Annotated in this window: 9 protein-coding genes and 3 rRNA genes; 9 read left to right on the forward strand and 3 right to left on the reverse strand. The window is 66.6% G+C overall.

The window, feature by feature from the left end:
• Positions 1-11 precede the first annotated feature (11 nt).
• The 4 genes from LO772_RS27735 (at position 12) to LO772_RS27750 (ending at position 6,281) form a co-directional block, all read left to right on the forward strand.
• Positions 12-1,535 (forward strand): 16S ribosomal RNA (locus LO772_RS27735).
• 352 nt (positions 1,536-1,887) lie between these two features.
• Positions 1,888-5,015 (forward strand): 23S ribosomal RNA (locus LO772_RS27740).
• Between the two features lie 168 nt (positions 5,016-5,183).
• Positions 5,184-5,300: ribosomal RNA gene (rrf, locus tag LO772_RS27745) — 5S ribosomal RNA — on the forward strand.
• The 16S, 23S and 5S rRNA genes sit together here, the layout of an rRNA operon.
• A gap of 348 nt (positions 5,301-5,648) precedes the next feature.
• Positions 5,649-6,281, forward strand: a complete 633-nt coding sequence (locus LO772_RS27750; protein WP_231774760.1) for a hypothetical protein — start codon at positions 5,649-5,651, stop codon at positions 6,279-6,281.
• Between the two features lie 473 nt (positions 6,282-6,754).
• Here the strand turns inward: LO772_RS27750 and LO772_RS27755 are convergent, their stop codons facing one another.
• Entirely contained in the window at positions 6,755-8,368 is a 1,614-nt protein-coding gene (locus LO772_RS27755) for an acyl-CoA synthetase (protein WP_231774761.1), read from the reverse strand.
• A 156-nt stretch (positions 8,369-8,524) separates the two neighbouring features.
• On the opposite strand from LO772_RS27755, the gene LO772_RS27760 reads away from it, so the two are divergent.
• Positions 8,525-9,334: a crotonase/enoyl-CoA hydratase family protein gene (locus LO772_RS27760; RefSeq protein WP_231774762.1), complete on the forward strand. Its 810-nt coding sequence runs from the start codon at positions 8,525-8,527 to the stop codon at positions 9,332-9,334.
• Positions 9,335-9,660: 326 nt separating this feature from the next.
• On the opposite strand, the gene LO772_RS27765 is transcribed toward LO772_RS27760, so the two are convergent.
• The gene (locus tag LO772_RS27765) at positions 9,661-9,843 is read right to left on the reverse strand and encodes a hypothetical protein (RefSeq protein WP_231774763.1); all 183 of its coding nucleotides are present in this window, start codon (positions 9,841-9,843) and stop codon (positions 9,661-9,663) included.
• Positions 9,844-10,043: 200 nt separating this feature from the next.
• Between LO772_RS27765 and LO772_RS27770 the strand changes: the two genes are divergently transcribed.
• The gene (locus LO772_RS27770; protein ID WP_231774764.1) at positions 10,044-11,417 is read left to right on the forward strand and encodes a hypothetical protein; all 1,374 of its coding nucleotides are present in this window, start codon (positions 10,044-10,046) and stop codon (positions 11,415-11,417) included.
• Positions 11,418-11,490: 73 nt separating this feature from the next.
• On the opposite strand, the gene LO772_RS27775 is transcribed toward LO772_RS27770, so the two are convergent.
• Positions 11,491-11,985: a hypothetical protein gene (locus tag LO772_RS27775; protein WP_231774765.1), complete on the reverse strand. Its 495-nt coding sequence runs from the start codon at positions 11,983-11,985 to the stop codon at positions 11,491-11,493.
• 490 nt (positions 11,986-12,475) lie between these two features.
• Between LO772_RS27775 and LO772_RS27780 the strand changes: the two genes are divergently transcribed.
• The 3 genes from LO772_RS27780 to LO772_RS27790 all read left to right on the forward strand — a co-directional run bounded on the left by LO772_RS27780 (position 12,476) and on the right by LO772_RS27790 (position 14,681).
• A complete protein-coding gene (locus tag LO772_RS27780; RefSeq protein WP_231774766.1) occupies positions 12,476-13,516 on the forward strand; it encodes a carboxymuconolactone decarboxylase family protein in 1,041 nt (346 codons plus the stop codon).
• Between the two features lie 312 nt (positions 13,517-13,828).
• Positions 13,829-14,032 (forward strand): cold-shock protein, encoded by a 204-nt coding sequence (locus tag LO772_RS27785; protein WP_231774767.1) that lies wholly within the window; start codon positions 13,829-13,831, stop codon positions 14,030-14,032.
• A gap of 166 nt (positions 14,033-14,198) precedes the next feature.
• Complete coding sequence (locus LO772_RS27790; protein WP_231774768.1) at positions 14,199-14,681, forward strand: hypothetical protein; 483 nt, start codon at positions 14,199-14,201, stop codon at positions 14,679-14,681.
• The last annotated feature ends 18 nt before the right edge of the window (positions 14,682-14,699 follow it).

Below are 14,699 nucleotides of genomic sequence, written 5' to 3' on the forward strand. Positions count from 1 at the left end.
ACCGGCAGGCATCTACGGAGAGTTTGATCCTGGCTCAGGACGAACGCTGGCGGCGTGCTTAACACATGCAAGTCGAACGGTGAAGCCCTTCGGGGTGGATCAGTGGCGAACGGGTGAGTAACACGTGGGCAACCTGCCCTGCACTCTGGGATAAGCCCGGGAAACTGGGTCTAATACCGGATATGATCCTTCCTCGCATGGGGTGGGGGTTGAAAGTTCCGGCGGTGCAGGATGGGCCCGCGGCCTATCAGCTTGTTGGTGGGGTAGTGGCCTACCAAGGCGACGACGGGTAGCCGGCCTGAGAGGGCGACCGGCCACACTGGGACTGAGACACGGCCCAGACTCCTACGGGAGGCAGCAGTGGGGAATATTGCGCAATGGGCGGAAGCCTGACGCAGCGACGCCGCGTGAGGGATGACGGCCTTCGGGTTGTAAACCTCTTTCAGCAGGGAAGAAGCGTGAGTGACGGTACCTGCAGAAGAAGCACCGGCTAACTACGTGCCAGCAGCCGCGGTAATACGTAGGGTGCGAGCGTTGTCCGGAATTATTGGGCGTAAAGAGCTCGTAGGCGGCTTGTCACGTCGGATGTGAAAACCCGGGGCTCAACCCCGGGCCTGCATTCGATACGGGCAGGCTGGAGTTCGGCAGGGGAGACTGGAATTCCTGGTGTAGCGGTGAAATGCGCAGATATCAGGAGGAACACCGGTGGCGAAGGCGGGTCTCTGGGCCGATACTGACGCTGAGGAGCGAAAGCGTGGGGAGCGAACAGGATTAGATACCCTGGTAGTCCACGCCGTAAACGTTGGGCACTAGGTGTGGGCGTCATTCCACGATGTCCGTGCCGCAGCTAACGCATTAAGTGCCCCGCCTGGGGAGTACGGCCGCAAGGCTAAAACTCAAAGGAATTGACGGGGGCCCGCACAAGCGGCGGAGCATGTGGCTTAATTCGACGCAACGCGAAGAACCTTACCAAGGCTTGACATCGCCGGAAAACTCCCAGAGATGGGGGGTCCTTTTGGGCCGGTGACAGGTGGTGCATGGCTGTCGTCAGCTCGTGTCGTGAGATGTTGGGTTAAGTCCCGCAACGAGCGCAACCCTTGTTCTGTGTTGCCAGCACGCCCTTCGGGGTGGTGGGGACTCACAGGAGACTGCCGGGGTCAACTCGGAGGAAGGTGGGGACGACGTCAAGTCATCATGCCCCTTATGTCTTGGGCTGCACACGTGCTACAATGGCCGGTACAATGGGCTGCGATACCGCGAGGTGGAGCGAATCCCAAAAAGCCGGTCTCAGTTCGGATTGGGGTCTGCAACTCGACCCCATGAAGTCGGAGTCGCTAGTAATCGCAGATCAGCATTGCTGCGGTGAATACGTTCCCGGGCCTTGTACACACCGCCCGTCACGTCACGAAAGTCGGTAACACCCGAAGCCGGTGGCCCAACCCTTGTGGGGGGAGCCGTCGAAGGTGGGACCAGCGATTGGGACGAAGTCGTAACAAGGTAGCCGTACCGGAAGGTGCGGCTGGATCACCTCCTTTCTAAGGAGCACATGGCCCGCTTCGGTCGAATGTACCGAGGGGGTTGCTCATGGGTGGAACGTTGACTATTCGGTGCCGGGTTTCCTCCGGGACGGTTAGTACTGCTGCTTGCAGCGTGGAACGCGGTCTGTTCGGGGGGGTCTGGTGTCGGGCACGTTGTTGGGTCCTGAGGGAACGGGCCCTGCGGCCTTGTCTCGCGTGTGCGTGGGGTGGGGTCGTTTGGTTTGTGTCTCTCTGGATCGCCGGTTTCGATCGGCCGTGTGTACCGCTGGCTTTGTGCTGGTAGGCATCGGTGGGAGATCGTTGTTTCCGGTTGTTGTTTGAGAACTACACAGTGAACGCGAGCATCTGTGGCCAAGTTAGTAAGGGCGCACGGTGGATGCCTGGGCATCAGGAACCGATGAAGGACGTGGGAGGCCGCGATAGGCCCCGGGGAGCTGTCAACCGAGCTGTGATCCGGGGGTGTCCGAATGGGGAAACCCGGCAGTCGTCATGGGCTGTCACCCGCACCTGAATGTATAGGGTGTGTGGAGGGAACGCGGGGAAGTGAAACATCTCAGTACCCGCAGGAAGAGAAAACAACTGTGATTCCGCGAGTAGTGGCGAGCGAAAGTGGATGAGGCTAAACCGTGGTGGTGTGATACCCGGCAGGGGTTGCCATCGCGGGGTCGTGGGTTTTTTCTGGATCGGTCTGCCGGCCGGTCGGCGAGTCAGAAACCGTATGGGTAGTCGAAGGACATGCGAAAGGTCCGGCGTAGAGGGTAAGACCCCCGTAGACGAAACTTATGCGGCTCGTTTGAGGAATACCCAAGTAGCACGGGGCCCGAGAAATCCCGTGTGAATCTGGCGGGACCACCCGCTAAGCCTAAATATTCCCTGGTGACCGATAGCGGACTAGTACCGTGAGGGAAAGGTGAAAAGTACCCCGGGAGGGGAGTGAAATAGTACCTGAAACCGTGTGCCTACAAGCCGTGGGAGCGTCGCCATCCGCGCTAGTCGTGTGGTGGTCGTGACTGCGTGCCTTTTGAAGAATGAGCCTGCGAGTTTGCGGTGTGTGGCGAGGTTAACCCGTGTGGGGTAGCCGTAGCGAAAGCGAGTCCGAAGAGGGCGGTTGAGTCGCGCGCCCAAGACCCGAAGCGGAGTGATCTAGCCATGGGCAGGGTGAAGCGGAGGTAAGACTTCGTGGAGGCCCGAACCCACCAGGGTTGAAAACCTGGGGGATGACCTGTGGTTAGGGGTGAAAGGCCAATCAAACTCCGTGATAGCTGGTTCTCCCCGAAATGCATTTAGGTGCAGCGTCGTGTGTTTCTTGCCGGAGGTAGAGCACTGGATGGTTGATGGGCCTTACCGGGTTACTGAGATCAGCCAAACTCCGAATGCCGGTAAGTGAGAGCGCGGCAGTGAGACTGCGGGGGATAAGCTCCGTGGTCGAGAGGGAAACAGCCCAGAGCACCGACTAAGGCCCCGAAGCGTGCGCTAAGTGGGAAAGGATGTGGAGTCGCAGAGACAACCAGGAGGTTGGCTTAGAAGCAGCCATCCTTGAAAGAGTGCGTAATAGCTCACTGGTCAAGTGATTCCGCGCCGATAATGTAGCGGGGCTCAAGCGCACCGCCGAAGTCGTGTCAGTGACACAGTAGCCAAGCCTTTGTGGTTCAGGTGTGTTGCTGGGTAGGGGAGCGTCGTGCAGCGGGTGAAGCCGCGGTGGAAGCCAGTGGTGGATGCTGCACGAGTGAGAATGCAGGCATGAGTAGCGAATCACACGTGGGAAACGTGTGCGCCGGATGACCAAGGGTTCCTGGGGCAGGCTAATCCGCCCAGGGTAAGTCGGGACCTAAGGCGAGGCCGACAGGCGTAGTCGATGGACAACGGGTTGATATTCCCGTACCCGCTACGATGCGCCAACGCTGAACCTCGTGATGCTAAGGCCGTGAAGCGGCCGTGATGCCTTCGGGTGGATCGGTGCGGTGGAGCCGCCGGCCCAAGCGGGTAGTAGGTGAGCGATGGGGTGACGCAGGAAGGTAGTCCAGCCCGGGCGGTGGTTGTCCCGGGGTAAGGGTGTAGGGCGTGGTGTAGGTAAATCCGCACCGCATGTGTCTGAGACCTGATGCCGACCCGATTGAGGGGAAGTGGATGATCCTATGCTGTCGAGAAAAGCCTCTAGTGAGTGTCGTGGCGGCCCGTACCCCAAACCGACTCAGGTGGTCAGGTAGAGAATACCGAGGCGTTCGGGTGAACTGTGGTCAAGGAACTCGGCAAAATGCCCCCGTAACTTCGGGAGAAGGGGGGCCGGTCCTGGTGACGGAGTTTTCCTCTTGAGCTGGGGTCGGCCGCAGAGACCAGCGAGAAGCGACTGTTTACTAAAAACACAGGTCCGTGCGAAGTCGTAAGACGATGTATACGGACTGACGCCTGCCCGGTGCTGGAACGTTAAGGGGACCGGTTAGTCCTTCGGGGCGAGGCTGAGAACTTAAGCGCCAGTAAACGGCGGTGGTAACTATAACCATCCTAAGGTAGCGAAATTCCTTGTCGGGTAAGTTCCGACCTGCACGAATGGCGTAACGACTTCTCGACTGTCTCGACCACAGGCCCGGTGAAATTGCACTACGAGTAAAGATGCTCGTTTCGCGCAGCAGGACGGAAAGACCCCGGGACCTTTACTATAGCTTGATATTGGTGTTCGGTTCGGCTTGTGTAGGATAGGTGGGAGCCGGTGAAGCGATCACGCCAGTGGTTGTGGAGGCGTCGTTGAAATACCACTCTGGTCGTGCTGGATGTCTAACCTGGGTCCGTGATCCGGATCAGGGACAGTGTCTGGTGGGTAGTTTAACTGGGGCGGTTGCCTCCTAAAGGGTAACGGAGGCGCCCAAAGGTTCCCTCAGCCTGGTTGGCAATCAGGTGTCGAGTGTAAGTGCACAAGGGAGCTTGACTGTGAGACTGACGGGTCGAGCAGGTGCGAAAGCAGGGACTAGTGATCCGGCGGTGGCTTGTGGAAGCGCCGTCGCTCAACGGATAAAAGGTACCCCGGGGATAACAGGCTGATCTTCCCCAAGAGTCCATATCGACGGGATGGTTTGGCACCTCGATGTCGGCTCGTCGCATCCTGGGGCTGGAGTAGGTCCCAAGGGTTGGGCTGTTCGCCCATTAAAGCGGTACGCGAGCTGGGTTTAGAACGTCGTGAGACAGTTCGGTCCCTATCCGCTGTGCGCGTAGGAGTCTTGAGAAGGGCTGTCCCTAGTACGAGAGGACCGGGATGGACGAACCTCTGGTGTGCCAGTTGTTCTGCCAAGGGCATGGCTGGTTGGCTACGTTCGGGAGGGATAACCGCTGAAAGCATCTAAGCGGGAAGCCTGCTTCGAGATGAGGGCTCCCACAGGGTTGACCTGGTAAGGCTCCCGGTAGACGACCGGGTTGATAGGCCGGATGTGGAAGCGCAGTGATGTGTGGAGCTGACCGGTACTAATAGGCCGAGGACTTGTCTTCAGATTGTTTTTTGGTTCGCGTTCATTGTGTGGTTCCCGGACCGCAACCGGTTTCCGGTGGTTCATGGTTTGGCGTCAAGCAGGTTTCTGCCTCCGTGTTGGTGGGGGTGGGCTGGTTGGTTGTCGGGCGTGTGGCCCTGGGTTTTGGGGTTGTTGTGTTCGATGGTTTTCCGGTGGTTTTGGCGGAGAGGAAACGCCCGGTTCCATTCCGAACCCGGTAGCTAAGCTCTTCAGCGCCGATGGTACTGCACTCGAAGGGGTGTGGGAGAGTAGGACGCCGCCGGAATTTGTGTGTGAGAGAGGCTTCTTCCTTCGGGGAGAAGCCTCTTTTGCGTTTCCGGGGAAAATCGGGGAAAAAGGCCGGCGACCTGTTTCCGCGTGGCCGTATGTCTTCGCATATCCGTGCACCGTCCGCGCGATCTTCATCGTGACCCGTGGGCTGGGCCTTCGCGCTCCGGTCACGTTCGTTCGCGATCGATGCGTGTTGTGTCACGAGCGGGTGTGCACGCCGACCGTCGGCTGTCGGGGCCGGTAGCGTGAGGACATCACGCACCGACCGGCGGGGATGAGAACCGCCGGTTGTCTGGGGGGACTTCGGGTGCGGTGATCTACTGCTTCCGGGGGGAAGACGTTCATGCGTACGACGACGCGCAGCAAGGTGCGCAAGGGTTGGGTGGCGTTCGCCGGCGGTGTGCTGGCGCTCGGAGCGCTGACCGCCTGCGGTGACGATGATCCCGACGCGGCAAGCCCGTTCGGTGTGGGCGGCCAGGTGGCCGCCGGTCAGGGCGACTCGGGTGAGGGCGCGGCCGATGCGGGCGGCAAGGGCGGCGGCAAGGGCGGTGGCAAGGTTCCCGCCGAGTTGGTCGGTGTGTGGAAGACGGGTTCCGCCTCGCCGACCACTTACCAGGACGCGGTGACGGGCGCGTTCGCGCCGGCGAGCGGGACGCACAGGGAACTGACCATCAAGGCGGACGGCTCGTACAGCCAGAACGGTCTGCTTCAGTCCACGGTCTACAGCTGCACGACTTCGCTGTTCGTGGCGGAGGAGGGCAAGGCCACGGTGCAGGGCGACAAGATCACCTTCAAGCCGGACAAGCTCAAGACCACGATGCAGAACACGTGCAGTGAGAGCGGCAACTATGCGAACCGGGACGGCGAAAAGCGGACGGTGGTCGAGACCTTCGAACTCACCGAGGACGAGTACGGTCCGCTGCTGCGGTTGACGGACCCCGAGGGAGCGTCCAGCGACTACCGCCCGCAGGAGTAGGCAACCACGCATCGCGCGATGGGAGAGGGCGGACGGCGAGGCGTGCCGCGTCGTCCGCCCGCGGTCGTATCTGACGTTCCATCAGATCCACCCTTCCGTTCGGCGCCGCGGCACGCCATACTGCTAGGCAGAGTCAAGGAAATGGTGCGCGGCGGCGTCGCTCGGCGAGCACGCCGACGTGTCGTGCCGGACACAGCCGGTGCGGATTCCGGTGTTTCCGCACGGGACGTGCGTCGGCGGCGAGGTGTGCGGCGGGAGTATCGGCTCGGTGCATGGTCGGAGTCGGCCGGAGAATTCCGGTCGGCCGAAAAGGCATGCGCGGCTCCGGAGAATACGGGGCGCGAAATCCGGTCCGGCGGATTCCGCCGCGGGGGACCCGGCCCGGGGTGGTCGAAACGCGAAAGACGGTCGGCCGGATACGCATCATCCGGTCGACCGTCATGTCCCGAGCATTCGCGGCCCGGGAACGCCTGCTATTCCGCCGCCACCGAAAGCGCCCACGGCAGGTCCGGTTTCCCCGTGGGGGTCCGCCGCGTCTGGGCGACCAGCCGCAGCACGCGCGGCACTTTGTAGCCCGCGATCCTCGTGCGGCAGTGCTCCTGGATGGCCTCCAGCGTCGGTTCGGCGCCGGCCCTCGGCTGTACGACCACCGCGACCGTCTGGCCCCAGCGCTCGTGCGGGACACCCACCACGATCGCGTCGTACACGTCGGGGTGCTCCTTGACCGCGCCCTCGACCTCCTCGGTGAAGATCTTCTCGCCGCCCGAGTTGATGGTCGCGGAACCCCGGCCCAGCAGGGTGATCCGGCCGTCCTCCTCCAGGCGGGCGAAGTCGCCCGGGACGACGTAGCGCGTCCCGTCCGGCGCGGTGCGGAAGACCTCGGCGGTCTTGACCGGGTCGCCGAGGTACCGGAGCGGGATGTTGCCCCTTCGGCCGAGCCGGCCCACGACGCCGGGCGGCAGCGGATTGAGGTCGTCGTCGAGGACCACCGAGTCGGGCACCGCCTTGACGGTGATGCCGCCGCCGTCGCGCCCGGCCTGGCCCTTGACCGCGACGCCCACCCCGTTGGCGCCCGACTCGGACGCGCCGATCGCGTCGGAGACGATCACCCCGAGGCGCTCCATGAAGGCTTCCTTGAGGGACGGGGAGAACAGCGCGGCACTGGAGGAGACCGCGAAAAGCGAGGTCAGGTCGTACGGACCGGCTCGTCCGTCGGCGCGCGGCTCGTCGACGGCCTCGATCAACGGCCGCGCCATCGCGTCGCCGGTGATCATGATGACGTTGACCTTCTCCTCCTCGACGGCCCGCCACACGGCATGCGGATCGAACTTGTCGATGAGCACGACCCGTTGGCCCTTCGCCAGGTTCTGGAGCAGGCCCCACTGCGTCGCGCCGTGCATCAGCGGGGCGATCGGGAAGAACGTCCCGGTGCCGTCGCGCCCCTTCTCCGCGAGGTCTTCGGCGCGGTCGACGCGGTGTCCGTTGGTCGGGTCGATGCCGCCGCCGAGGGCGAAGATGACGTCTTCCTGACGCCACATCACCCCCTTGGGCATCCCGGTCGTCCCGCCGGTGAACAGCAGGTACACGTCGTCGCCGGTCCGCGGTGCGAAGTCGCGCTCCGGCGACGCCGCGGCGAGGGCCTGCTCGTAGAGGACGGCGCCGGACGCGTCGGCCCCGGGTGTGCCGGTGCCGTCCTCGACGACCACGAGGTGCCGCAGCGACGCCATCTTGGGCCTGACCTCCGCGACGCGGTCCGCGAAGCGGCGCTGGAAGATCATCGCGACCGGTTCGGCTTGGTCGAGCAGGTAGGCCAGTTCGTCGGCGACATACCGGAAGTTCACATTCACGCAGACGCCGCGGATCTTGTAGATCGCGAGCATCGCCTCCGCCCACTCGATGATGTTGTAGGCATAAACCGCGACGCTGTCGCCCGCCCGGACACCCGCGTCGGCGAGATGGTGGGCGAGGCGATTCGCGCGTGCCTCCAATTCGGCATACGTGCGGCGCTCGCCGTTCGCGACGACGGCCTCGCGGGCCGGATATTGGTCAACCGCGTACTCGAAGAGGTCGGCAAGGTTGAATTCCATGGGCGGGAGAGTAAGGAGGCGAGCGCGGGAATTCCATAGCGATGTGCGATAACCGCGCCGTGGGTCTTGTGGCGGTGTCGTACCCCCTGCACCCTTGACTGTGACAATGATCGTGATTCCCGGACGATTTCGGGACGTGTCGCACAAGGAGGGGCCTTGGCCGCCAACCCGCACCTTCTGGTCGAACGGCGTGACGGAACGCTGCTCGTCACGCTCAACCGCCCGGAGGCGAAGAACGCGTTCTCCCTGCCGATGCTGGTCGGCCTGTACGACGCGTGGCTCCAGGCCGACGCCGACGACGACATCTACTCGATCGTCCTGACCGGCGCCGGCGGGGCCTTCTGCGCGGGCATGGACCTCAAGGCCCTCGCCGGTGCCGGCCTGGCCGACGGAGCCTCGGCGGTCTACCGCGAGCGCATGGCCGCCGACAAGGACCTGCACTGGAAGGCGATGCTGCGGCACCACCGCCCGCGCAAGCCGCTGATCGCGGCGGTCGAGGGCTACTGCGTCGCGGGCGGGACGGAGATCCTGCAGGGCACCGACATTCGGGTGGCCGGCGAGACCGCGGTGTTCGCGGTCGCCGAAGTCCAGCGCGGCCTGTTTCCCCTCGGGGGTTCGACCGTGCGTCTCCAGCGCCAGATCGGCTATACGAACGCGATGGAGATGCTGCTGACCGGGCGCCGCTACAGCGCCGAGGAGGCTCGCGAGATCGGGCTCATCGGCCGCGTGGTGCCGTCCGGCACCGCGGTGGAGGCCGCGTTGGAGATCGCCGCGACCATCAACGCCAACGGCCCGCTCGCCGTGGAAGCGGTCAAGCGCTCGATCATCGAGACGGCGGACCTCCCGGAAGCGGAAGCTCTGGCCCGCGAACTCGCCATTGGGCAGCCGGTGTTCGCGACAGCGGACGCGAAGGAGGGACCGACGGCGTTCGCGCAGAAGCGCGCACCGGTCTTCCGGCGGGAGTAACAGGAGTAGAGGAGGCGGCGCCGACGAGCCCGGTCACCGGGCATCCGCGTCGGGAACCGCGCCCCGTCGGCTCCCGCTCTCTCGCCACGGCCCGGGATCGTGCACGCGACCCGGGCCTGCGCGAGGGGCCTGCGCGAGCCCGGGCACGCGACGAACCCACACGCGCCAACCCCTGGCATTCGTCCGCGAGTTCGGTCGGGGACCACGTCCGCGGTACGAGCGCCCCCGTACAGCACCAGCGAGAGGAGCCGCGCTCGAAACGCGAACTCCTCACACGCATCCGCGAGTTCGTCCGCCGCCCACGACCCCGCGGGCCGGGGCGCTCGTCACGCCTCCTCCGCGCGTTCCCCCTCCGCCTGCGACGTCTCGCTCGCGTGCGACGTCTGCTCCGACGTCATGTCCTCGTCGGAGGGGTGCACGTCGCCGTGCGAGACGATGACGCGCTCCGGGGAGTGCACCTCGTGCCGGGAGACGCGGGTGCTCTGCTCGTCCACCTTGGTGCCGGTCATCGGACCTCCAGCGTTTCGGCCGCGACCCATCGTGCGGATCACGGCTCCGCTGTCTCCAGTGTGCCTCGGTCGGGCGCGGGGCCCAACCCGAGCGCGGAGCGGCGCCCAACCCCCGCGAAATCGCTTTCGTTCACGTGGGCTTCGCCCGGGCGCCACCTCGCCGTGAGGACGACGACCAGGCACATGCCTAGCGTTCGTGCATGACCGCACCGGTGGCCGCTCCGGCGGCCTCGCCTCCCGGAGGCGCACCCGGCCTCCCGGCCCGCCCCGGGCCGAAGTCGCACGTCATGCCTGACGCCCCGTCACCACGGTTCCGCGGCTGGTCCGTTCCGATGCGCCTGCGCCTGTGGACGGCAGCCGCGCTGGCGTTGATCGCCGCCCTTCTCGTCACGCTGGTGAGCGGTGTCTCCGACGCGCGCGGCGACCTCCACACCGTCGGGCGCGACACCGCCCCGCAGGCCGCGACCGCCGCCGAGCTCTACTATTCGCTGGCCGACATGGACGCCCAGGTCGCGAACGTCCTGCTGATCGGCCACGAGGAAGAGATCGGCAACAAGCAGTCGGCCCTGCGGCAACTGCGCCGGGACCGTGCGGCGGTCAGCGCCGCGATCCAGAAGCTCGTCGACGGCGGCCTCAGCGGCGACGGCGACGAGGTGGCGCGGGCGCTGCTGGCCGACCTGGCGACGTACGACTCCCTCACCGGGCAGGCCCGCCTCGCCGACGACCAGGTGGTCGATCGGGTGTCGGTGGGGCGCCCGCCCGCGCTCGCGATCAACTTCTACCTCACCGCGACCGCCCTCCTGCACCAGGACATGTTGCCTGCGGCCGACCGCCTTGGTGCCGACGCGGAGGCCGGGCTCAGCGCGTCCACCCGGGACGGGCGCGACTCCGCGCGTACGGCGGCGCTGGTCGTCCTGGCGCTCGGTGTCGCGGCGGTGGCCGTGCTCGTCGGTTTCCAGATCGTGTTGGCGCGCCGCTTCCGCCGGATCGTCAACCCGGCGCTCGCCGCCGTGACGCTGGCGGTGGCCATCGTGACCGGCCTGGGGGCCGGGCTCCTGAACGATCACGGAGAGCGGCTGCGCGACGCCAAGACGGAGTCGTTCGATCCGTTCGGCACGCTGGCCCGCACGCGCGCGATAGCGTCCGACGCCAACGCGGACGAGAGCCGCTACCTGATCCTTCCGGACCGGGCCGACTACTACCGCGCGCAGTTCTCCGACAAGGTCGCCGTGCTGGAGGGCGCCTCCGGGAACCAGGAGCTGGTCCGGCGGCTCGCCGCGTTCCGGCGCGACGACACCGCGCTCGTGGCGGCGGTGCGGGGCGGGGACCGGGCCGCGGCGATCGGTATGGCCACCAACGTGGGCCGCGGGAACCTCGCGTTCGAGTTCTTCGACTACCAGGACACCCTCGACGACTTCGCGAGCACCTACCACGCCGACTTCTCGCGTCGCGTCGACGACGCCGAGGACGCGTTGTCCGGCTGGGACGTGCTGCCCCCGGTCGTCCTGGGGGCCGGCATCCTGCTCGTGCTGGTCGCCGTACGTCCGAGGCTCCGCGAGTACCGCCGGCGGTGACCTCGGGGCGGTCCCGAACCGGCCGAGCCGAATCCCACCGGATCGAACAGGTGATCGACGCGGGCCGGACCGGTCAGGCCGCGGGGCAGGGCTGGTGCGCCTCGGCGCGGTAGGGCGACCCGTGGCTGGTCACGAGGTGGGCCGGCCCCTCCTCGGCGCGCCCCGACGGGAGCTGCCGCGGGATGCGGGCGAGCGCGGCGACGTACGGCTCGCCGCACGCCTCGCACAGCACCGGCGCCGCGACCGGCGCGTAGCGGTCGAGCGTGCGCAGCAGGCTGCGGGCGAATCGCAGTGCGGTCGCGAAGGCCGCCGCGGTGCCCTCCTTGTCCCCTGCGCCGTGTGCGTGCGAGGCCTCGCGCAGCGCCTTGGCCAGGTAGCACAGGCTCGCCCTCGGGAAGGGCGGCGCCGTCGCGGCGAGGTCGTCGGCCTGACCGGCCACCACGCTCGCCCAGCCGGAGAAGGCGGGGTGGCGTACCGCCCAGCCCGAGCGCTGGGCGATGACCGTTCCGGCGAGCTTGCGCGCGGCGGCGGCGCACTCGGGGGTGAGGTCCTTGCGGTCGAGCTCCATGTCCGGCTCCTCGAAGACTGCGGTCGGACGGTGTGGCGGGTCGGGATGATCCGCCCCTGCTGCGACCGCGAAAACCCGCCCGCTCCGACCGTCCGTGCCCGAGGGCGCCCGCGGTGCGGCCCGCGGGTGCCCGGTGGTGTCCGGAGCACGGTGCGGCGCCCGCGTCGTCGCGCGCACCCGGCTTCGGGCGACACGAACCGGCGGACGTTCTCAGCCTCAGCACTAGACAGGATGCGGGCATTCGGGTGGCAAACGCGATGAAAGATGACCTAAGTCACACCGAAATGTGGCTGATTGGTGGGAAATGCGGGTTTGCCACACCGTGCCTATCGGGCAAAACGGGCCTTTGGCTCGGCGGGCGGCCACGCTCCGCGACGCCTCTTCCGGCTGTACGGAACATCTGTTACCCATGCCCCCGGACCGCCTGCGCGCGCCGGGCCGTGACCTGCCCGGACGCGTGCCGACGACGTGTGGGAAGGGAGGCGTCCCCATGGCCGGCTGGCTTCCGGAGAGCGCCGAGGGGATCACCGAGCTGGACGGTGCCTTCGGCCTGCGCCCCGCGCTGTACACCCGCTATCGGGACTTCGTGACCCGCCTGTGGTCGCCGTCCGTCCTGGACCCCGTGCTCACCGAGCTGGTCCGCCTGCGGATCGCGGGCCTGCACGCCTGCCCGGTCGAGCAGGCCGCCCGGACGCGCGCCGCGGTGCACGCCGGGCTCACCGAGACCCGCATCGACCGCTTGGCCCACGGGTCGGGGGACGCCGCCTTCTCGCCGGTCGAGTCGGCGTGCCTGCTGTTCGCCGAGCTGTTCGTGCTCGCCCCCGGGATGATCACCGACGACGACCGCGCGCGGCTCGCCGGGCTCCTCGGCGACGCGGGGGTGGCCGGGTTGGCGATGGTGTGCGCGGCGTACGACGGCTTCGACCGGTTCCGGATCGTGCTCGGCATCCACGAAACCGATCCGGAGCTGCCGTACCCGATGCTCGTCCACCCGTGCGGACTCGACCCCGAGGCGCCCGCCGGGCCGGCCGGACACGTGCCCGCCTGCCCCGTCGCCGCGACGCCGCTCGCCCGGCAGCCGGAGCTGCTCGCGTCCTACCTGCGCATGTGCGCGACCCTGTGGTGGGACGGCGTCGTCGATCACCCCGCCAAGGAGGTCGCCCGGCTCCGCAGCGCCCGGGTCACCGGCTGCCGCTACTGCCGCAACATCCGGTTCGCCCAGGCACGCGCCGACGGGCTCGACGAGGACCAGGTCGCCCTGATCGCGGACGGTTTCGAACTCAGCCGCCTGGCGGAACGCCACAAAGTGGTGATCCGTTTCGCCGATTTCTTCCTCGCTGATCCGCACGGCGCGGCCGAGGAACGAGCGGCCGGGCTGCGGGCCGACCTGGTCGCGGCGTACGGTCCCGACGGAACCGTCGAACTGGCCGCCGGCCTCGCGATTTTCCTGGGTTTTTCGAAGACCGCGGTCGCTCTCGGAACGGTTCGCTCCGATTTTCCGACGATGGTCATACCCACCCCGCGCGGGTGAATCCGCGGCCGGGACGGCCTGCGCACGACACCCGCGTGAACAGCGCCAAGCCGCGGAAACAGCCCCGGAGGCCGCGCCGAGGGCCCGTGCGATTCGGGTGTCGAAGGGCTGTTGCACCCGGATCTTCCCGTGTAACGTTGCCCGCGGTTGCAAGCAGTAGAAGTAGTTCCCTCGCAAGACCGACGCCTGCGGACTTGACTACCGTGGGCGTTTTTCCATCCCGGAGTACTTCGCGGGGAGTGGGACCACTCGACGTAAGCGACCCGGACGTCGCGCAGTGCGGCGGCTGAGGTTTTCATGAAGGAAGAAGACATGGCCACCGGTACGGTCAAGTGGTTCAACGCGGAAAAGGGCTACGGCTTCATTCAGCAGGACAACGGCAACGCGGATGTGTTCGTCCACTTCTCGGCGATCCAGACGAGCGGCTACCGCACGCTTGAGGAGAACCAGCGGGTCGAATTCGAGGTCACGCAGGGGCAGAAGGGCCCGCAGGCCGAGCAGGTCCGCCCGATCTGAGTCCCGCTCAGACTTCGGCGCACGCGCGGCGAACCGGCCAACCCCGGTGAGCGCGCGCTGAGCCGGCGAGGACCCGTCCCGCCCAGGGACGGGTCCTTCGCATGTCCGCCGCCGAGGGCAACCCTCGCGGCGGGCCGACCCGGTCGGACGCCTTAGCATGGCCTCCATGGGTTTCCTGCGCCGCCGCCCGCCCGCCGGGCCGGACTTCGACGTTCTCGCCATCCCGTTCACCGACTGGCCCGGTTCCGTGGTGGTGCACATCCTGCCGGGGGCCGACGGCACATGTCAGGGGATCTTCGTCCGCTATGACCTGCTCGCCGGGCGCGGCCCCGCCATGCTGATCGGCAACCTTCCGGCCGGCTCGCCCGGTCGGGCCGACGACGTGGGCCGCATCGAGGCCCAGCAACTCATCGCGGCGCTCGGGCACGACGAGATGCCGGAGGAGACCGGCGTCGAGGAGCACCCGGTGATGCAGGACGACGGCCTGCTCGTCGTACGCCGCGTCAAATACGCCGAAGGGCGGCTCGCCTGCGTCGAGTTCGACCGCAGCGACGACGTCCAAGTGCGCATCGTCTCGTACGACCGGCCGCTCACCGACGACATCTTCGCGCTGCTCAAGCCGATCCCCGCCGAGCAGTTCCGAGGCTGACCGCGGGCCGCCGAGGCC

The sequence above is a fragment of the Yinghuangia sp. ASG 101 genome, from assembly GCF_021165735.1.
Lineage (GTDB): Bacteria > Actinomycetota > Actinomycetes > Streptomycetales > Streptomycetaceae > Yinghuangia.